At 62.0% G+C, this 17,642-nt stretch carries 20 protein-coding genes; 8 read left to right on the top strand and 12 right to left on the bottom strand.

Annotated features, from left to right (window positions below; all coding sequences use genetic code 11):
• Window positions 1-26 precede the first annotated feature (26 nt).
• Both Q5Y75_RS00825 and Q5Y75_RS00820 read left to right on the top strand, forming a co-directional pair.
• Complete coding sequence (locus tag Q5Y75_RS00825; protein WP_306193484.1) at window positions 27-971, top strand: glycosyltransferase family 2 protein; 945 nt, start codon at window positions 27-29, stop codon at window positions 969-971.
• A 191-nt stretch (window positions 972-1,162) separates the two neighbouring features.
• The gene (locus tag Q5Y75_RS00820) at window positions 1,163-2,533 is read left to right on the top strand and encodes a DEAD/DEAH box helicase (RefSeq protein ID WP_306193482.1); all 1,371 of its coding nucleotides are present in this window, start codon (window positions 1,163-1,165) and stop codon (window positions 2,531-2,533) included.
• A gap of 7 nt (window positions 2,534-2,540) precedes the next feature.
• Here the strand turns inward: Q5Y75_RS00820 and Q5Y75_RS00815 are convergent, their stop codons facing one another.
• From Q5Y75_RS00815 to Q5Y75_RS00805, 3 genes are read right to left on the bottom strand one after another with little or no spacing between them, the layout of a single operon-like run.
• A complete protein-coding gene (locus Q5Y75_RS00815; protein ID WP_306193481.1) occupies window positions 2,541-3,443 on the bottom strand; it encodes an EamA family transporter in 903 nt (300 codons plus the stop codon).
• Between the two features lie 21 nt (window positions 3,444-3,464).
• Entirely contained in the window at window positions 3,465-4,367 is a 903-nt protein-coding gene (locus tag Q5Y75_RS00810; protein WP_306193480.1) for a fatty acid desaturase, read from the bottom strand.
• Entirely contained in the window at window positions 4,360-4,563 is a 204-nt protein-coding gene (locus Q5Y75_RS00805) for a DUF2061 domain-containing protein (protein WP_306193478.1), read from the bottom strand. Before Q5Y75_RS00805 ends, Q5Y75_RS00810 begins: the two co-directional genes overlap by 8 nt.
• Window positions 4,564-4,677: 114 nt before the next feature.
• Here Q5Y75_RS00805 and Q5Y75_RS00800 point away from each other — a divergent pair, with 114 nt between their 5' ends.
• Window positions 4,678-5,541 carry a helix-turn-helix domain-containing protein gene (locus Q5Y75_RS00800; protein WP_306193477.1) on the top strand — a complete coding sequence of 288 codons (864 nt, stop codon included), beginning with the start codon at window positions 4,678-4,680 and terminating at the stop codon, window positions 5,539-5,541.
• A gap of 76 nt (window positions 5,542-5,617) precedes the next feature.
• Here the strand turns inward: Q5Y75_RS00800 and Q5Y75_RS00795 are convergent, their stop codons facing one another.
• The 4 genes from Q5Y75_RS00795 to bcoG all read right to left on the bottom strand — a co-directional run bounded on the left by Q5Y75_RS00795 (window position 5,618) and on the right by bcoG (window position 9,791).
• Window positions 5,618-6,370: an SDR family NAD(P)-dependent oxidoreductase gene (locus Q5Y75_RS00795; RefSeq protein WP_306193475.1), complete on the bottom strand. Its 753-nt coding sequence runs from the start codon at window positions 6,368-6,370 to the stop codon at window positions 5,618-5,620.
• A 203-nt stretch (window positions 6,371-6,573) separates the two neighbouring features.
• The gene (locus Q5Y75_RS00790) at window positions 6,574-7,335 is read right to left on the bottom strand and encodes an SDR family oxidoreductase (RefSeq protein ID WP_306193474.1); all 762 of its coding nucleotides are present in this window, start codon (window positions 7,333-7,335) and stop codon (window positions 6,574-6,576) included.
• Window positions 7,332-8,798, bottom strand: a complete 1,467-nt coding sequence (locus tag Q5Y75_RS00785; RefSeq protein ID WP_306193472.1) for a carnitine 3-dehydrogenase — start codon at window positions 8,796-8,798, stop codon at window positions 7,332-7,334. The genes Q5Y75_RS00790 and Q5Y75_RS00785 overlap by 4 nt, the downstream gene beginning before the upstream one ends.
• Window positions 8,799-8,879: 81 nt before the next feature.
• Complete coding sequence (bcoG, locus tag Q5Y75_RS00780) at window positions 8,880-9,791, bottom strand: 3-dehydrocarnitine:acetyl-CoA trimethylamine transferase BcoG (RefSeq protein WP_306193471.1); 912 nt, start codon at window positions 9,789-9,791, stop codon at window positions 8,880-8,882.
• 135 nt (window positions 9,792-9,926) lie between these two features.
• Between bcoG and Q5Y75_RS00775 the strand changes: the two genes are divergently transcribed.
• Window positions 9,927-10,907 (top strand): GlxA family transcriptional regulator, encoded by a 981-nt coding sequence (locus tag Q5Y75_RS00775; RefSeq protein ID WP_306193470.1) that lies wholly within the window; start codon window positions 9,927-9,929, stop codon window positions 10,905-10,907.
• A gap of 47 nt (window positions 10,908-10,954) precedes the next feature.
• Here the strand turns inward: Q5Y75_RS00775 and Q5Y75_RS00770 are convergent, their stop codons facing one another.
• The 3 genes from Q5Y75_RS00770 to Q5Y75_RS00760 all read right to left on the bottom strand — a co-directional run bounded on the left by Q5Y75_RS00770 (window position 10,955) and on the right by Q5Y75_RS00760 (window position 14,062).
• Window positions 10,955-12,001 (bottom strand): aldo/keto reductase, encoded by a 1,047-nt coding sequence (locus tag Q5Y75_RS00770; RefSeq protein WP_306193469.1) that lies wholly within the window; start codon window positions 11,999-12,001, stop codon window positions 10,955-10,957.
• 68 nt (window positions 12,002-12,069) lie between these two features.
• Window positions 12,070-12,924, bottom strand: a complete 855-nt coding sequence (locus tag Q5Y75_RS00765; protein ID WP_306193467.1) for an EamA family transporter — start codon at window positions 12,922-12,924, stop codon at window positions 12,070-12,072.
• A 205-nt stretch (window positions 12,925-13,129) separates the two neighbouring features.
• Window positions 13,130-14,062, bottom strand: coding sequence for a hydrogen peroxide-inducible genes activator (locus tag Q5Y75_RS00760; protein ID WP_306193465.1), 933 nt, complete (start codon window positions 14,060-14,062; stop codon window positions 13,130-13,132).
• A 138-nt stretch (window positions 14,063-14,200) separates the two neighbouring features.
• Here Q5Y75_RS00760 and Q5Y75_RS00755 point away from each other — a divergent pair, with 138 nt between their 5' ends.
• Both Q5Y75_RS00755 and Q5Y75_RS00750 read left to right on the top strand, forming a co-directional pair.
• Window positions 14,201-14,446 carry a YdcH family protein gene (locus Q5Y75_RS00755; protein WP_306193464.1) on the top strand — a complete coding sequence of 82 codons (246 nt, stop codon included), beginning with the start codon at window positions 14,201-14,203 and terminating at the stop codon, window positions 14,444-14,446.
• Between the two features lie 16 nt (window positions 14,447-14,462).
• Complete coding sequence (locus Q5Y75_RS00750; protein ID WP_306193463.1) at window positions 14,463-14,651, top strand: hypothetical protein; 189 nt, start codon at window positions 14,463-14,465, stop codon at window positions 14,649-14,651.
• A 132-nt stretch (window positions 14,652-14,783) separates the two neighbouring features.
• On the opposite strand, the gene Q5Y75_RS00745 is transcribed toward Q5Y75_RS00750, so the two are convergent.
• On the bottom strand, window positions 14,784-15,977 hold the full coding sequence (locus tag Q5Y75_RS00745; RefSeq protein WP_306193461.1) for a phosphoglycerate kinase: 1,194 nt from the start codon (window positions 15,975-15,977) through the stop codon (window positions 14,784-14,786).
• A gap of 133 nt (window positions 15,978-16,110) precedes the next feature.
• Here Q5Y75_RS00745 and Q5Y75_RS00740 point away from each other — a divergent pair, with 133 nt between their 5' ends.
• A complete protein-coding gene (locus tag Q5Y75_RS00740; RefSeq protein ID WP_306193459.1) occupies window positions 16,111-16,617 on the top strand; it encodes a peptidylprolyl isomerase in 507 nt (168 codons plus the stop codon).
• Window positions 16,610-17,158 carry a peptidylprolyl isomerase gene (locus Q5Y75_RS00735; protein ID WP_306193457.1) on the top strand — a complete coding sequence of 183 codons (549 nt, stop codon included), beginning with the start codon at window positions 16,610-16,612 and terminating at the stop codon, window positions 17,156-17,158. The genes Q5Y75_RS00740 and Q5Y75_RS00735 overlap by 8 nt, the downstream gene beginning before the upstream one ends.
• A 130-nt stretch (window positions 17,159-17,288) precedes the next feature.
• Here the strand turns inward: Q5Y75_RS00735 and Q5Y75_RS00730 are convergent, their stop codons facing one another.
• Complete coding sequence (locus Q5Y75_RS00730; protein ID WP_306193456.1) at window positions 17,289-17,618, bottom strand: nitrile hydratase subunit alpha; 330 nt, start codon at window positions 17,616-17,618, stop codon at window positions 17,289-17,291.
• Window positions 17,619-17,642 lie beyond the last annotated feature (24 nt).

Genomic DNA, 17,642 nt, shown 5'->3' with positions numbered 1-17,642 from the left:
TTGTGAAAAGCGGGGGCTCTTACACCATGTCTGAAGGCAAGGATAGCTGGGGCGTCGTCACCACAATCAGGGCACCGGCAAAGGACATCCTGAACTTCGCCGCCTATCATATCGAGCTTGGTGCAAAGGTCATCTATATCCATCTCGACACGCCCTGCCCCGAGGTCATGGACCTGCTACGCGCGCATCCCAGGACACGGGTGACGGTCTGCTCTGAAAACTACTGGCGAAAACGGATCGGCAAAAGCAAGCGTCCGGCCACCCATCAGTTCCGCCAGTCACTCAACGCGACCCGTGTCTATGGCAGCCCAGCTCGGGTGGACTGGCTGATCCATATCGATGTGGATGAGTTCCTCTGGCCCGAGGCGCCGCTGGGCGAGACCCTCGGCGCGCTTCCGCGTTCCGTCAAGGGGGCTCTTGTGCGGCCGAATGAACTGATTGACGGCGACGGCACCCAGTTCAAAAGCTATATCCCGTCCGGGCCCGAGCGCGGCCCATTGGTCCAGCGCCTCTATCCCGAATTCGGGTCCTACCTGAAGGGCGGCTTCCTCAGCCATGTGGTGGGAAAGGTGTTTGTGCGCACGGGGCTCGACAACATCCGGATTGGCCTGCACAGCTATGTCATGGGCGACAAACGCAATCCGGAAATGATCGAGCTTAAGAATACCGTGCTGTGCCATCGCCACGCGACGGGATGGGACGACTGGCTTGGGCACTATCGCTACAGGCTGGAAAAGGGATCGTACCGCTCTGAACTTTCGCCTGCGACGTCGCGGGAAAAGGGCGGCGCCACATTGCATGAGTTGCTGAACGCGCTGGAAGAAGAAGAGGGTGAGGCAGGCCTCAGACGGTTCTACGATGAGGTGTGCGGCGACACGGACCGCTTGCGCAACGCGCTGGCCGCCGAAGGGATGCTCAAGACCCGCGATCTGGGGCTGGAGTGGAAACGACGGAAACATTTCCCCGGTTGAAAGAGGTATTGCTGCGCCAGAGGGGACAATCCCGCCCCTCTCATGCGCCCCAGCTTGTTTGTTTGACGCTTGCTCGCCTTTTTGTTATCCCCCGCGCAAGCCGTAGCGCGCGAATAGCGCTGGTCATCCGGACCCGGCACCCAACGTAAGACGCGCGGGCCAGGTTTAGTGTCCGCATATATCGGACACACATGACGAAGTTTAACGATCTGAACCTGAACCCGAAGGTCCTCAAGGCTATTGCCGAGGCCGGCTATGAAACCCCCACCCCGATCCAGGAAGGCGCGATACCTGCGGCGCTTGAAGGGCGTGATGTGCTGGGCATTGCCCAGACCGGCACTGGCAAGACCGCCAGTTTCACCCTGCCGATGATCACGCTGCTGGCGCGCGGACGTGCACGGGCGCGGATGCCGCGGTCCCTGGTGCTCTGCCCCACGCGGGAACTGGCCGCACAGGTGGCCGAGAACTTCGACACCTATGCAAAGCATGTCAAACTGACCAAGGCGCTGCTGATCGGCGGTGTCTCGTTCAAGGAGCAGGATGCGCTGATCGACCGGGGCGTCGATGTGCTGATCGCCACGCCGGGCCGCCTGCTGGACCATTTCGAGCGCGGCAAGCTGCTGCTGACCGGTGTTCAAATCATGGTGGTGGACGAGGCCGACCGGATGCTTGACATGGGGTTCATTCCCGATATCGAGCGCATCTTCTCGCTGACACCCTTCACCCGCCAGACCCTGTTCTTCTCGGCCACCATGGCGCCCGAGATCGAGCGGATCACCAACACCTTCCTCAGCGCGCCCGCACGGATCGAGGTTGCCCGTCAGGCCACCGCCTCGGAAAATATCGAACAGGGCGTGGTGATGTTCAAAGGCTCGCGCCGCGACCGCGAGGCCAGCGAAAAACGCAAACTGCTGCGCGCGCTGATCGATGCCGAGGGCGAGAAATGCACCAACGCGATCATCTTCTGCAACCGCAAGACGGATGTGGATATCGTCGCGAAATCGCTCAGAAAATACGGCTATGATGCGGCGCCGATCCATGGCGATCTGGATCAGAGCCAGCGGACCAAAACACTGGACGGCTTCCGTGACGGGTCCTTGCGAATCCTGGTGGCCTCTGACGTGGCCGCCCGCGGGCTGGATGTGCCCAGTGTCAGCCATGTGTTCAATTTCGACGTGCCCGGCCACCCCGAGGATTACGTGCACCGGATCGGTCGCACGGGCCGTGCGGGCCGCGACGGCAAGGCGATGATGATCTGCATCCCGCGCGACGAAAAGAACCTCGGCGCCATCGAAAAGCTGGTCCAGAAGGACATTCCGCGCATCGAAAGCCCTCTGAAAACCGAGGCCCCCAAGGCTCAGGAAACAAAGCCCGAACCCGAAACGAGCGCCGCGAGCGAAGCGCGCAGCTCAGACGCCAAGGGCAAGAAATCCGGCGAGGGCAAGGGCCGCAACCGCAGCCGCGATCACAAGGGGCGCGACAAGGTTGTGGGCATGGGCGACCACATGCCCAGCTTCATCGCATTGAGCTTTGCCGAACGGCGCGACCAATCGGTGGCCTGAGCGCCACTTAAATCGCCAGCACCAGAACAAGTATCGACAGCGCGAGAATGCCGATCCCGGCGATCTCGCGGCGGCTGATGCGTTCGCGAAAGAACAGAGTCGAGGCAAGGATGCTGAAAGCCAGCTCGACCTGGCCTAGCGCCTTTACATAAGCCGCGTTCTGCAGGGTGAAGGCCAGAAACCAGCAAAACGACCCGGCCATGCTGGTCAGCCCGACAAAGATACCAGTCCGGCGCGTGTCCCAGACCGCCCGCAGCTCGGCCCGGTCCCGCCAGGCCAGCCACAGCGCCATGCCGACCATCTGCAGGCTGGTGACAGCCGCCAGGGTGATGCCTGCACGAAAGGCCGGATCGAGATCGCCCAGATCCAGCGAGGCGCCGCGATAGCTGACCGCCGAAAAAGCGAACAGGATGCCCGAACCCAACCCCAGCACCGAGGCGCGGTTGCTCAGATACCGCCACCAGGGGCCCTCGCCGCCGGGTGTTTTTGACAACAGGAACACCGCCGCGAGCCCCAACAGAATGGCCGCGAACCCGCCTGCGGAGACGCTATCGCCCAGGATGATCAGCCCGACCAGCGCGGTCTGGATCACTTCGGTCTTCTTGAAGGTGATGCCAACCGCGAAGTTGCGCTGCTTAAACAGCGCCACAACACAGATCGTGGCCAGGATTTGCGCCGTACCGCCGATGGCGGCAAACATCCAGAAGCGCGCGGAAAGCGCGGGCAGCGGCGTGCCGGTGATCGCCAGATAGGCCACAAGGCCCAGAACAACCAGCGGCGCGGAATAGGCAAAGCGCGCAAACGTGGCCCCAGCAGGCGTCAGCCGCACGGTGCTCAGGGTTTTCTGCAGCATGAAGCGGACGGTCTGAAACAGCGCGGCCGCGATTGTGACGGGAATCCAAAGGCTCATGCCGACCCGTATGGCGCGAAATCAGCCCCTCGGCCAGAGCGGATGCGGCACCGGGTCCTTGGCGCGCAGGAAATAGCGCCGAAAGATGTCGCCATAAGAGCGATAGATATAGGCCTCGTTGCTGGCCTGATACCGTCCGCGCGCCTCGCGGTAGAGCGCGGGCAATTGATACCACGCCGCCTTGGGGTTCATGTGATGCACCACATGCAGGTTGTTGTTGAGAAACAGCAGCGCGAGCGGGCCGCGATCCTCGATGATCACGGTACGAGCGCGCGCCTTTTCATGGGCGCGGTGTTCCAGAAAGGTGCGGATCTTGAGCAGCGACAGCCCCATATAGGCCGAGATCAGATAGGCCCAGACCGGCATCAGCGACAGCGCCACCAGCCACAGAACGATTGCGACCCCCGGCAGGTGCTGCGCCCACGCGCGCCAGACCGCCCGATCACCTCGCAGCACCGCGCGCCATTCATCACCAAGAAACGTGGCCTGCCCAAGAGCAGGACCAACTAGCATCCGCCCCAGCAGCGTGTTGTTGAGCCCGTAAAGAACCTTCAGCCATGCAGGCAATGTGACCCAGGTGGCCGGGTCCAGATAGTTCGATTCCGGGTCGTCATAGGGATCGGTCAGATTGGCGTCGCGGTGATGGGCCAGATGCAGATCGCGAAAGCGGTTATAGGGGATGCACAGGTTCAGCGGCAGCGCCATCAGCGCCTCGTTGAGTCCCTGCCTGCGGAACGGATGGCCGTGCAGCACCTCGTGGGTCAGCGAGGCGTGAAACGCCACCAGAACGCCCGCCACGAGGACAGCCAGCAGCATAGACAGGGCCGAGAGCCAGAAAATAACCGCCCCCCAAAGCAGATAACAGATCACGATCAGACCAAACGTGCCCCATTCAGGCTTTGTGGCGGCGCGCGGGTCAGGCATTGCGACCCCAACGGATTCCAGCCCAGACACGCTCATAGAGGATGTACATGGTCAGACCGATCGCTGTGTTCACAAGCGCCAGGGTGCCGCCCACAGCTGCCGACCCAGTGGCGACCAAGCCGACCAAGGTCATCATGGCCAGCCCCATCAGGTTCCACACCAAGGCCTTCACAACAGATCGCTGTCGCGTTTCCATTCCCTTCTCCGTACCCATGTTTTTGTTTTGTGCAGAAAGGGTACAGGGCGGGCCGGTCGCGGAGAATTCTGAATATGATTAACATTTATCTGCGGATGTGATATTTATCACCATATGAGTGATAAAATCGACAAACGCGACCGTGCTGCTCAGTTCAGGCGGCGACTGGCGCGGGCGATGGAGGAGCGCCATATCAGCCAAAGCGCGCTGTCACGGTGGATCGGGGTTGATCGCTCGACAATCTCACAACTGCTCACCGATGAGGGCGCGCGCCTGCCCAATGCCCATGTGGTGGGGGCCTGTGCCACCGCGCTCGGGGTGTCGTCAGACTGGCTGCTGAGCCTCTCGGACCGGCCCGAAAGCGCGGCCGAGTTGCTGGCCGGTGCGCTCAGCCTGACCGAAGCGCCGCGCGCGCTGGTGGATGAGCGTATCTTCCAATGGCATCAGGAGGCTGCGGGCTACAAGATCCGTCATGTGCCCGCCGCCCTGCCCGACATGCTGAAAACCCGCGCGCTGCTGGAATGGGAATACGCCCCGCATCTGGGCCGAACCGCCGATCAGGCCATAGGGGCCTCTGAAGACCGGTTGAGTTTCATGCGCAGCGCCCAGTCGGATTATGAGATCGCGCTGCCGCTCTATGAGTTGGAGAGCTTCGCCAGCGCCACCGGCTATTACGAAGGCCTTCCCGCAGACATCCGACACCAACAGATCGACCGATTTCTGGAGCTGTGCGAACAGCTCTACCCGCGCCTGCGTCTGTACCTGTTCGACGCCAAGCGGCTCTATTCAGCCCCGATCACCATATTCGGCCCGCTGCTCTGCGTGTTTTACGCGGGCGGCCATTACCTCGCCTTCCGTGACCGCGACCGGATCGAGACCTTCACCACCCATTTCGACACCTTGATCCGCGAAGCCGAACTCACCGCCCGTCAGTTTCCGGATCACCTACGGATGCTGAAAGAGAATATAAATCCCTGAATATCAAGTCATTAATGCTCACTCTCAAAGCTCTCAATGCAGATAACTCCACCCTGCAAGTATCAGTCGCACTGCCTCAAATAGAGCCAGCTTCGACCATGTAATTGTTCGCCGTGCACATCGCCGCATCGTCTGAAGCAAGGAACAGCACCATCCGCGCGACATAGACAGGATCGATCAAATCGGGAAGGCACTGGCGTTTGCGATGCGCTTCAAGCCCTTCGGGTGTTGCCCACAGCTCTTTCTGGCGTTCGGTCATGATCCAACCCGGGACCACCGTGTTCACGCGAATGCGGTGGTCGCCCAGATCCCGTGCCATCGTCCGGGTCAGCCCATGGACGGCGGCCTTGGCCGTTGTGTAGGCCGGAAAGCCGCCCCCCGCCTCCCACCATGAATTCGACCCCAAATTGATGATCGAACCGCCTCCATTTGCGATCATTCCGGGTGCGATGGACTGGATGGCAAAGAACATGTGGCGGATGTTGGTGGCCTGGCGTTCGTCCCAATATTCTGGTGTCACATCCTGCCAGCTATGGCGGTCGTCGCGGGCGGCATTGTTGACCAGCACATGCGCAGAACCGAGGCGTTCGGTCAGTTTCTCAAGGGCCGATTGCATGGCAGCGATATCGCGAAGGTCACAGATTTCGTACGCGACACCCTCGGCGTGCTCCGCCAATGCGGCGCTTGTGGCTTCGTCGAGATCAAGGAAACCGACCCGAGCACCCTGAGCAGCAAAAGCCATGACGATTTCGGCGCCGATGCCTTGGGCACCGCCAGAAACAATGACCGTTTTGTTCTTCAGACTGGGGTAAATTGCAAATTCTGGCATGGGTATCCTGACTATAAAATCAAGGGAGGTTTCGACCACTTGGAAATCAGGCGACCGGGAAGTGTTCTTGTTAAGTACTAGGTCGGCTCTCGATCCCGGGCAATGGTTTCAAACCTCTCGTCAATCAAATTTGATCAGGCAAAAGGTATTTTAGCAACGACCTGTTCGGCCTGAGACCGACTGTTTTTCGAAATGAGGATCGCCTAGACCTGTGGGTCGGGGTTCACCGTATGCCCATCTACAGCGATCACCTGACCGGAGACCATGCGTGCCGCATCCGAGGCCAGAAAGACAGCCAGGTCCGCGATGTCGCGCCCCTCAATGAACCGGCCCATCGAGGTGCCCGAGGCGTAGCCTTGATAAACCTGATCACGGCTCATGCCCTTGGCCTGCGCTTCGCGGGCAAGGACCTGCTCCATACGCGGGCCTTCCACCGCGCCGGGACAGATCACGTTGGCACGGATGCCGTGGGGGCCAAGCTCCATCGCCAGTGTTTTACCCAGCCCCACAACCGCCCATTTCGACGCCGCATAAGGCGCCCGCCTTGGGTAACCATATTGCCCCGCGGTTGACGCGGTCAGCAGCATGACACCCGACCCTTGCGCCTTCATCAGCGGGGCGGCGTGTTTGGAGCAGAGGAAGACCCCGTCCAGATTGACCGAAAGACAGGCGCGCCACTCCTCAAGCGCCACATCCTCGACCAGGGCGGTTGGCCCGGCAATCCCGGCATTGGCACAGAGCACGTCCAGACCACCCCAATGCGCGGCAATGTCATCGAACATCGCGACAATTGCAGCTTCATCCGACACATCAAGCCGGGTTGTCTGCCAGTCCGAGGGACACTCTCCCAGCGCCTTACTATCCAGATCCGCAACCCAGACCCGCGCGCCCGTCGCGGCAAAAGCCTCGGCCACAGCGCGCCCGACGCCCGAGGCGCCAGCGGTGATCAGAACCCGCTGGCTCATTCCGGTCGCCGGATCGCGCTGCCTGCCCCATCGGGATAGGGCAGGCCCGCCTGCGCCTGCGCGACCTTGGCCATCGCCGCCTCAATCGCGGCGGATGGCGCGCAGGGCCGCCGTGTCTCAAGATCGACATGCAGCAGGAAGCTTTCGCCCGTGGCCAGCAGGGTGTCGCCCTCATACATCCGATGGAACAGGTGTAGCTTCTTACCCTGCCCCAGCAGCATCTGCGTGCGGATCTCGATCCTTGCGCCCGCATGGGTCTCGTCCAGATGCCGGATATGGGTCTCGGCGGTAAAGTAGCTGCCGCCCGAAGCGATATAGTCGGCATCACAGCCGATCAGTTCCATGAACCGGTCGGTGGCATTGGCAAAGGCATCAAGATATCGCGACTCGGTCATGTGCCCGTTATAGTCGGTCCAGTCCAGCGGCACGGCGCGCGACAGGGTCAGGATTGGCTGCGACAAGTCTTTCACCTCGTCCACATGACCGGGCATCGCCGCTTTGATCCGCTGGTCATGGCGGTTCAGCACCTCGCCCGCGCCCCAGTTCTGGTGTTTGAGCGCACGCATCATCCCCACCAGATTGTTGTCGCGGATGCGCTCCAGGTGACGGATTTCGTGATGGCCCGACTGGGCGTCAGACTGCGCGGCGATCAGGTCGACCAACTCATCGGTGAATTCCGGCACATCCATCAGCTTGGTCCAGGGCCATTCCAGCGCCGGGCCAAACTGCGCCATGAAATGCCGCATCCCCGCCTCGCCCCCGGCCACGCGATAGGTCTCGAACAGGCCCATCTGCGCCCAGCGGATGCCAAAGCCCATGCGGATGGCCTCGTCGATCTCATGGGTGGTGGCGATACCGTCCTTGACCAGCCAGAGCGCCTCGCGCCAGACCGCTTCGAGGAAACGGTCGGCAATATGCGCGTCGATCTCTTTTTTCACATGCAGCGGGTAGAGGCCGAGCCCGGTGAGGATATCGCTGGCCCGTTCGATATGCGCCGGATCATTGGCCGGAGAGGTCACCAATTCGATCAGCGGCAGCAGATAGACCGGGTTGAACGGATGCGTGACGACGATCTGTTCGGGGCGAAGCGCGCCCTCTTGCAGCTCCGAGGGTTTGAATCCGCTGGTCGAAGAGCCGATGATGGCAGAAGGATCACAAACCTCCTGCAACTGTCTGTAAACACGCAGTTTCAGTTCAAGTCGCTCGGGCACGCTTTCCTGGATCCAGACGGCTCCCTGCACGGCGTTACCCAGATCATCATGGAAGCTCAACTGCCCTTCGGGCGGCAGCGGCACATCGCTCAGACCCGGCAGCGAGCGCCGGGCATTGTCCAGCACCTCACCGATCTTGCGCTCGGCCTCGGGGTCCGGGTCGAACACCCGGACATCCCAACCATTGAGCAGGAACCGCGCCGCCCATCCGCCGCCGATCACGCCACCGCCAATAATGGAAGCTACTGCCATTCACGTTTCTCCAAAACACGCCGCGCAGCGGCGAAAAAGGGGTGGGTGGGCGGGCCCGCCCACCCCCTCAAAGTCATAAAATCAGGAGTGAGGTGCCCGCTTCACCAGACCCAGCTTCTCGCGCACCTCCGCAGGAGTGATCACCCGCGCGCCCATGTTTTCGATGATGGTTCCTGCCCGCTCGACCAATTGCCAGTTCTGCGCCAACTCGCCCTTGCCGAGCCACAGGTTATCCTCCAGCCCGACCCGCACGTTGCCGCCCGCCAGCACCGAGGCCGCCACATAGGCCATCTGGTTGCGGCCCAGCGCAAAGGCGCTGAAGGTCCAATCTTCGGGCACGTTGTTCACCATCGCCATGAAGGTATTCAGATCATCGGGCGCGCCCCAGGGCACACCCATGCAAAGCTGCACCAGCGCATTGGGCTCCAGCACCCCATCCTTGACCAGTTGCTTGGCATACCACAGATGACCGGTGTCGAACGCCTCGATCTCGGGCTTCACGCCCAGTTCGGTCATCATACGCCCCATCGCGGTCAGCATGCCGGGCGTGTTGGTCATGACATAATCGGCCTCGGCAAAGTTCATCGTGCCGCAATCCAGCGTGCAGATCTCGGGCAGGCACTCAGCCACATGCGCCACCCGCTCGCTGGCCCCCACCATATCCGTACCGGCAATTGTGGGCAGCGGGCTCTCGACCCCGCCAAAGACCATGTCGCCCCCCATCCCGGCGGTGAGGTTCAGCACCACGTCGACCTCGGCATCGCGAATGCGGTCGGTCACCTCGCGATACAGCGCCAGATCGCGTGACGGCACGCCGCTTTCGGGGTCGCGCACATGGCAATGCACCACCGCCGCACCCGCCTTGGCGGCGGCAATCGCGCTCTCGGCGATCTCCTGCGGCGAGCGTGGCACATGCGGGCTGCGATCCTGGGTGCCGCCCGAGCCGGTCACGGCACAGGTGATAAAGACGTCTCGGTTCATGGTCAGAGGCATTTTGCGTTTTCCACAGGTTTTACCGGGTTGGCCCGGGTCATATCCCCAGACTTCTCCCCGGATTCCGATTTGATTTCATGTCCAACTCTGGCGCAGCCTGTTCCAAGCCACTTGTCACCATGCGAATCGAACTTGATGAAACCCGCAAAAAACATCCTCCAACCCGAACATCGCGCCCTGAAAACGGGTGTGCTGGTGCTGGACGACTGCAACACGCTCAGCTTTGCCGCTGCGGTCGATCCGATGCGCGCCGCCAACCGGCTGGCCGACCGCCCGGCCTTCGACTGGGATTACGTGACCGCCACGCCGGAGCCTGCGGAACTGACCAGCGCCTTGCGGGTGCCCGGAATTCCGCTGGCGCGGTTTGAAGGGTGCGAATTGCTGATCGTGGTGGCCGGGTTCCATCTGGCCCGCCATGCCACGCCCAGCCTGCTGGCCGGTCTGCGCCGGATCGCACATGGCGGCGCCACGCTGGCCGGGATCGATGGCGGGCCCTGGCTGCTGGCCGAGGCCGGGTTGCTGAATGGGCATACCGCCACCACCCATTGGGAGGATCTGGAGAATTTCGCCAGCCGCTTCCCCGAGGTCGATGTCCGCCCCGACCGTTTCGTGATCTCCGGCCAGCGCCTGACCAGCGGCGGCGCGATGCCCGCGATCGAGATGATGTTGCATATCATCGCCGCCCGCCACGGCGCGGGCTTTGCCTCACGCGTGGCGGGCCTCTTCCTGCATGACGGGCCGCAATCGCAAAGCCGCCCGCAGACGCGCATCGGCACCGACAAGCACAACGCCCTGACTGCGAAGGCGCATGCGCTGATGGAGGCGGCGCTGGATGACCCGTTGCCCCTGGCCGAGATCGCCAGACAGCTCGGCACCTCGCCGCGCAGTCTGCAGCAGCAATTCCGCCTGCGTCTGGACACCACGCCGCAGGATCACTACCTGCATCTGCGCCTGGCCGAGGCGCGGCGGCTGGTCACCGATACCGACCTGCCGCTGCTGGAAGTGGCGCTGGCCACCGGCTTCTCGTCACAATCCAGTTTCGCGCGCGCCTTCCGCACCGCGCACGGGCTGTCTGCCCGCGACCTGCGCCAAAGCCGCGCCACGGCTGCCGAATAGACCCGCCTGCGTCATCTGGCCAGAAACATGTCGGCGCCGTCCTGACCTCAATACGGCATAGGGTGAGACCGATGCGCTTCGTTCAACGCCCGCACGACCTCGTCCGACAGCTCCAGATCGGCCCCAGCCAGCACATGTTCAAGCTGTGCCATGGTGGTCGCGCCGAAGATCGCCGACATCATGAAAGGCCGTGTCTTACACCAGGCCAGCGCCATATGCACCGGGTCCAGCCCATGTTCCGCAGCAATCGCCAGATAGGCATCCACCGCGTCATAGACCCGCTCGGAATGCCGACCGCCGAGCCCCGGTGATATCGACCGGCGCGAACCTTCGGGCACCGCCCCGTTCTGGTATTTGCCGGTCAGCAACCCGGTGCCCAGCGGCGAAAAGGCCATCAGACCGACATCCTCTAGCAAGCTCAACTCCGCCAGATCGGTATCATACAGACGGCAGACCAGCGAATATTCGTTCTGGATCGAGGCCACGCGCGGCCCCAGCCCCTGTTCGGAGAGCCGCAGCCATTGCGAGGTGCCCCAGGCGCTTTCGTTGCTCAGGCCAAAGGCACGGATCGTGCCCCTGTCCACCTCGCGTTGGAGCGCGTCGAGGCAATCCTCCATATCGGCAATCACCTCGGGATGGACATTGCCTGACGGGTCATAATGCCAATTCTGCCGGAACATGTAGCTGCCCCGATTGGGCCAATGGAACTGGTAGAGGTCGATATAATCGGTCTGCAATCGCCGCAGCGACCCCTCAATGGCCCCGGCGATGGTCTGCGACGAGATCGGCGCGCCCTCGCGCACATGGCGTAGCCCCTCGCCGGAATGTTTGCTGGCCAGAACATAATCGCCGCGCCGCGCCGGATTGGCCGCGTTCCAGTTGCCGAGGATTTCTTCGGTCCGCCCGATGGTCTCTTTCGAGACCGGGTTCACCGGATACATCTCGGCGGTGTCGACAAAGTTGATGCCCGCGCCCAGCGCAACATCCATCTGCGCGTGACCTTCGGCCTCAGAGGTCTGGGTGCCGAATGTCATCGTTCCCAGACAAAGTTCCGAGACCTGAATGCCTGTCCGGCCTAGCGGATTCTGTTTCATAACCTGTCCCCAATTCCAAAAAGCTCCGGCAGAACCTAACTGTCCAGACCGGCACGGCAAGCCCCATCTCAACCGAGCGCCAGCGCCACAACACCGCAAAGAATGATACAGGACCAGAACAGCCGCGTTCTCAGATGCCCCTCCCCCAGCAGCAGGCTGCCCATCAGAACCGTCAGCAATACGCTGACCTCGCGCAGGGGTGCGACATAGATCACCGGTGTGAAGGTCAGCGCGACCAGCACAAGGATATAGGCCAGCGGGCTGAACACCGCGATCGCCAGAACCTCAATCCGATGCGCGGACCAGAGCCGCGCCACCACCTGTCTGCGCCGCAGGGCCACCGGCGCCAGCAGGACAATTCTGGCAATGCTTGAGGCGTAATCCAGCAGCAAGGGCGGGACCAGCAATACCGAGACCGCATAGGCATCCCAAGCGGTGTAGCTGCCGATCAGCAGACCAGCCCCGACACCAAAGCCGACAGAGACAAGCGCTTTGTCCCCGCCACGCCCGAATCCGCCGGTCAGCATCAGAACACCGAAGATGATGGTGACCCCACCCAGCACGGTCTGCACTGTCACCACTTCCCCCAGAAACAAAACGGCAAAACAACTGGCCAGCAACGGCCCGGTGGATCGCGCCGTGGGATAGACCAGCGACAGAGCGCCATGCCGGTACCCGGTTTGCAGTAGCAGAAAATACCCCAGGTGAATCAATGCGCTGCCCACCAGGAACAGGATCTGCGTGCGATCGAACGCGTCGATGCCGGACAGGACATAAAGCGTCAGGGGGAAATAGATCACAGCGGCCGCAACCGAGAACAGCCAGACCAGTTCCGCCCCCGCATTCAGACGTTTTACAAAGAAATTCCAGGTGGCGTGACAAACAGCGGCTGACAGGACCAGCGCAAAGCCAAGGATGGACATGGATCACCTCAAAGACGGTTTCGACAAGACGTGCAAAAGCACGCCCGTCTATCCCCCCTGGCTTTTTCGTCTTTTGGGTGTCCGCCCGTACACGGGCTCATTACGGCGCTCGGTCCAGACCTGCGAAGCAGCGGAACCCTAGCCGCACATGGTTAGGCATCCTGACCTTAAACAGGACCACCCCGGAAATCAATTCCGACCGGATCTAGCTCACCGCTGTGACCGCGTGCGGATAATCCTCGGCAACGACCTGCTGGATCACATCGCGGAACAAATGAAAGGCGCGTGGATTGCCGCTGTTCTTGCGCCAGGCCAGACCGACAGTGCGGTGCAGGTCGGGCTGCATGCGCAGGACCGAGACGTCACCGTCGCGCTGCCGCACTTCGGATTCAACATAAAGCGAGGGCAACAGGGTCACGCCCATATCCAGCGAGACCATCTGGCGCAGCGCATCCAGGCTGGTGCCTTCGAAATCCTCCATCAAGGTGGCGCCGGTGGTCTCGCACAGATCCGCGATCTGGCGATGCAGCGCGTAGGCCGGGCTGAGGCTGAGCATGGCCTGCCCGGCCATGTCCGCCCGCCTGAGCTTGTGGCGGCCCGCCAGCGGATGGGAGTGACCCACCGCCATCAGCAAGGGCTCGCGAAACAGCGGCTGCATCTGCACCTCGTCACTATGCACTGGCAATTGCGTCAGGATGATATCATGCCGCCCCGCGACCAGATCCTCGGTCAGATCACGCAGCGCGCCATCGCGGATGACCAGCTTCAGCTCCGGATAGGCCGCGTGCAAACGCCGCAAAACGCGCGGTAACAGATAGGGCCCGATCGTGGGCGTCGAGCCGAGCCGCAACGTGCCGCTGAGGCTCGTCTGCAACGGGCTGGCATAATCCTCGATCTGCGCCACCTCGCGCAGCACGCGGCTTGCCATTTCGGCGATATCGCGCCCCTCGGGCGTCAGGATCAGCCCGCTGCGCCGACGCTCAAGCAATCGCACGCCAAGCGTCTCTTCCAATGCGCCGATCTGCAGACTCAGCGAGGGCTGGCTGATGCCCAGTTGCCTGGCCGCGCGACGATACTGACCGGCTGTGGCAAGCGCGGAGAAATAACGGATCTGGCGCAAGGTGACGTCGTTGGGCATGAGCGGCTCTGCTCCATGATATTGGTTTTTCCTATTCTACTTAGTCATACCATTGCCTTCTTTCGAGGTTCGCCCACCCCATATCGAACGAGAAGGCCGGGGAGAGCCACCGGCCCGTTTGCAAACAGGAGGACCCACATGAATAAATCCCCGCGCGTCAAAGCCCCTTCTCTCAGAGTCCGCATGGCCGAACTTAAGAGCCGACATCACGACCTGAAGGCGCGTATTGCCACAGAACTCAAACGCCCCCTGCCCTGCAGCGTTCAACTCCGGAAACTGAAACGCCGTCGCTTGATGATTAAAGACGAACTCGCACGTCACGAAGGTCTGCTGCGCATGCTCGACTCCATGCCGATGCCAGGCAAACTCGGCAAACCCGCCTGAATCAATAGGAGAGGACATGTTCGGATTTTTTGATGTGAACAAAAGCGTCCGTATTTTGCACAGCAGCGATCTTGCCGACATGCGCGAGGCGATCCTGACAGATGACGAAGACGGACCCGACGGAGGCAGCCCTTGCGCGGATGACGGCACCGAAGAACAACAGGGAAAGAGTAAGCAACATATTGCTATGCCGCTCTTCGCGTGACTAGATGGGAGGCAGCACTCCGGGCGGAGGTACACTCACGGACCACCCAGCCTTCGCCCATCGCCGCTCGATGCCTTCGGGTGTCACTTCCCGGTTATCCGGTCCCGAGGGCTCTGAGCGTGCAGCCCGGCGTTACCCCCCAGACAGGACGGCAACGCCGGGCAGTGCTTTACCTTCCATCCACTCCAGAAAGGCCCCGCCAGCGGTCGAGATATAGGTGAAATCCGCCGCGGCGCCCGCCTTGTTCAGGGCAGCGACCGTGTCCCCGCCCCCTGCAACCGAAATCAGCGATCCAGCGCGGGTCAGCTCGGCTGCCTTGCGGGCCGCTGCATTTGTCGCGGCATCAAACGGCTCGATCTCGAAGGCGCCCATCGGGCCGTTCCAGATCAGCGTCTTCGCGCCCGCCAGAACGTCCGACACGCGGGTAACAGTTTCGGGTCCGGCATCCAGGATCATCGCATCATCGGGACAGGCATCGGCGGCAACCGTTTCGTTTTCGGCACCTGCCTTGAATTCGCGCGCCACCACCACATCGCTGGGCAGCAGGATCGCGCAACCTGCCTCCGAGGCTTTGGTCAGGATTTCGGAGGCGGTGCCGGTCATGTCATGCTCGCAAAGCGACTTGCCCACGGAAATCCCCTGTGCGGCAAGGAAGGTGTTCGCCATGCCGCCACCGATGACCAGATGATCGACCTTGGTCACCAGATTGCCAAGCAGTTCAAGCTTGGTCGACACCTTGGCCCCACCGACAACGGCGACGACCGGGCGCTGCGGCTTGCCCAGCGCGCTTTCCAGCGCCTCAAGTTCGGCCTGCATCAAGCGCCCGGCACAGGCGGGCAACAGCCGCGCCAGCGCCTCGGTCGAGGCATGGGCGCGATGGGCGGCTGAAAACGCGTCGTTGCAATAGATATCGCCCAGCGCAGCCATTCCGGCGGCCAGTTCAGGATCGTTCTTTTCCTCGCCGGGATGGAAACGGGTGTTTTCCAGCAGCAAGACCGAGCCAGCGGCCAAAGCATCCACCGCCGCCTGCGCCGCCGGGCCACGACAATCGGCACAGAAGGTGACCGGCGCATCAAAGGCGGCCTCCAGCGCGGGCACCAGCGGTTGCAGCGACATCGCGGGCACCACCTGGCCTTTGGGCCGTCCGAAATGGGCCAGCAGAATCGGTATGCCGCCCGCCTTCAGAATGTCGCCAACCGTGGGCGCGATCCGGCGGATGCGGGTATCGTCGGTGACCTGCCCGTCTTCGACCGGAACGTTGATGTCGACACGAACAAGTACGCGTTTGCCCGACAGGTCCATGTCGTCCAGTGTTTTCCAAGTCATTCCCGGTCTCCGCGATAATTGGCCAATGGTCAGGGCTTGTTTTCCCGGAAACCGCCGTCAGGTCAATGCACGACTTGGCTTTCGCGCAGCTCACGCTTAGGTATGCGTCCATATCCAAGTACAGGAGGGCCAGATGGCCGAGATCAAGGACCCGGAAAACACGATCATCATCGAGCTGAAGGACGGCAATGTGATCATCGAATTGCTGCCTGATGTGGCGCCCCAGCATAGCGCGCGGATGAAAGAACTGGCCCGCGGTGGCGAATATGACAACGTGGCCTTCCACCGGGTCATCGACGGTTTCATGGCCCAGACCGGCGATGTGGAACATGGCGACATGGAAGACGGGTTCAACCTGGGCCGTGCGGGCACCGGCGGATCTTCGCTGCCCAATGTTCCGGCAGAGTTTTCCAAGCTGCCCCATGATCGCGGCACGCTGGGCGCGGCGCGGTCGCAGAACCCGGATTCGGCCAACTCGCAGTTCTTCATCAACTTCAAGGACAACCATTTCCTCAACGGTCAGTACACGGTCTATGGCCGCGTGATCGACGGGATGGAGCATGTGGATGCCATCGTGCGCGGCGAGCCGCCCGCAAGCCCCGACCGCATGATCAGCGTCAAGGTGGCCGCAGATGCGTAAGCTGGCCGCCGTATTTGCCCTGATGGCCAGCCCCGCGCTCGCCACAGGTCTGGAAATCGAGGTCGATGGCGAAGGCGCCAATGGCACCATCACCATCGACCTGCTGGATGATGTGGCCCCCAAACATGTGGAACAGATCGCCGCGCTGGCCAAGGACGGCCAGTATGACGGCGTGGTGTTTCACCGGGTGATCGACGGGTTCATGGCGCAAACCGGCGACGTACAGTTCGGCAAGTCGGGTGGCGACATGCGCCGGGCAGGCACCGGTGGGTCGACCCGCGATGATCTGCCGGCCGAGTTCTCGGACCTGCCTTATGAGCGCGGCGTGGTCGGCATGGCGCGCGCCCAGGACCCCAACAGCGCCAATTCGCAATTCTTCATCATGTTCGAGCCGGGCCCGTTCCTGAACGGGCAATACACGGTTGTGGGCAAGGTGACGGACGGCATGGATGTGGTCGACGCGATCAAGCGCGGCGAAGGTCCAAATGGCGCCGTGATCGGCCAGCCCGACGTGATGAAAAAGGTTACCGTGACCGAGTAATCGGCCTGTTCAGAACAGCTTCAATCCGCGCAAGGGCCTCTCCCTTGCGCGGATTTTTTGTGCCGGGTGCCATTGCTGAGCTGCGGCGACCTCTGCTGAAGAAGCAGGTTGTCTTACTACCGGCCCTTCGTCAGTCTTTTTCGGTCGCAATGGAAAGCGTGACCATCGAAGCGATATAAGGCCCTGCAAGCGACAGGATACAGACCGGCGATGTGCCACCGACCGCCTCCACAAGATCGCGGTCCGAGATTTTCTGCGTCGCCGGCGCGGCGGGGATATGCAGGTATTTGACCGTATCGGTGTCCATCACGCATTTGATGTCGACATGATCCGGAACTGGGCTGCCCAGCTCGGCCAGGACGGCCTTCGGGTCCTCCCGCAGGCGGGCGCGATAAGCATCGTCGCCCCATACCTTTTCGAGAAAGTCGGCTTTGTGCTTTGCTTTGATGTTATGTGCCATTTATCGGCTCCTCTCTGTCAGTAG

This window comes from Ruegeria discodermiae, assembly GCF_030758345.1.
In the GTDB taxonomy this organism is placed as follows: Bacteria; Pseudomonadota; Alphaproteobacteria; order Rhodobacterales; family Rhodobacteraceae; genus Ruegeria_C.
Note: the sequence above shows the minus strand (reverse complement) of the source record. Positions and strands in the feature narration are given on the sequence as shown.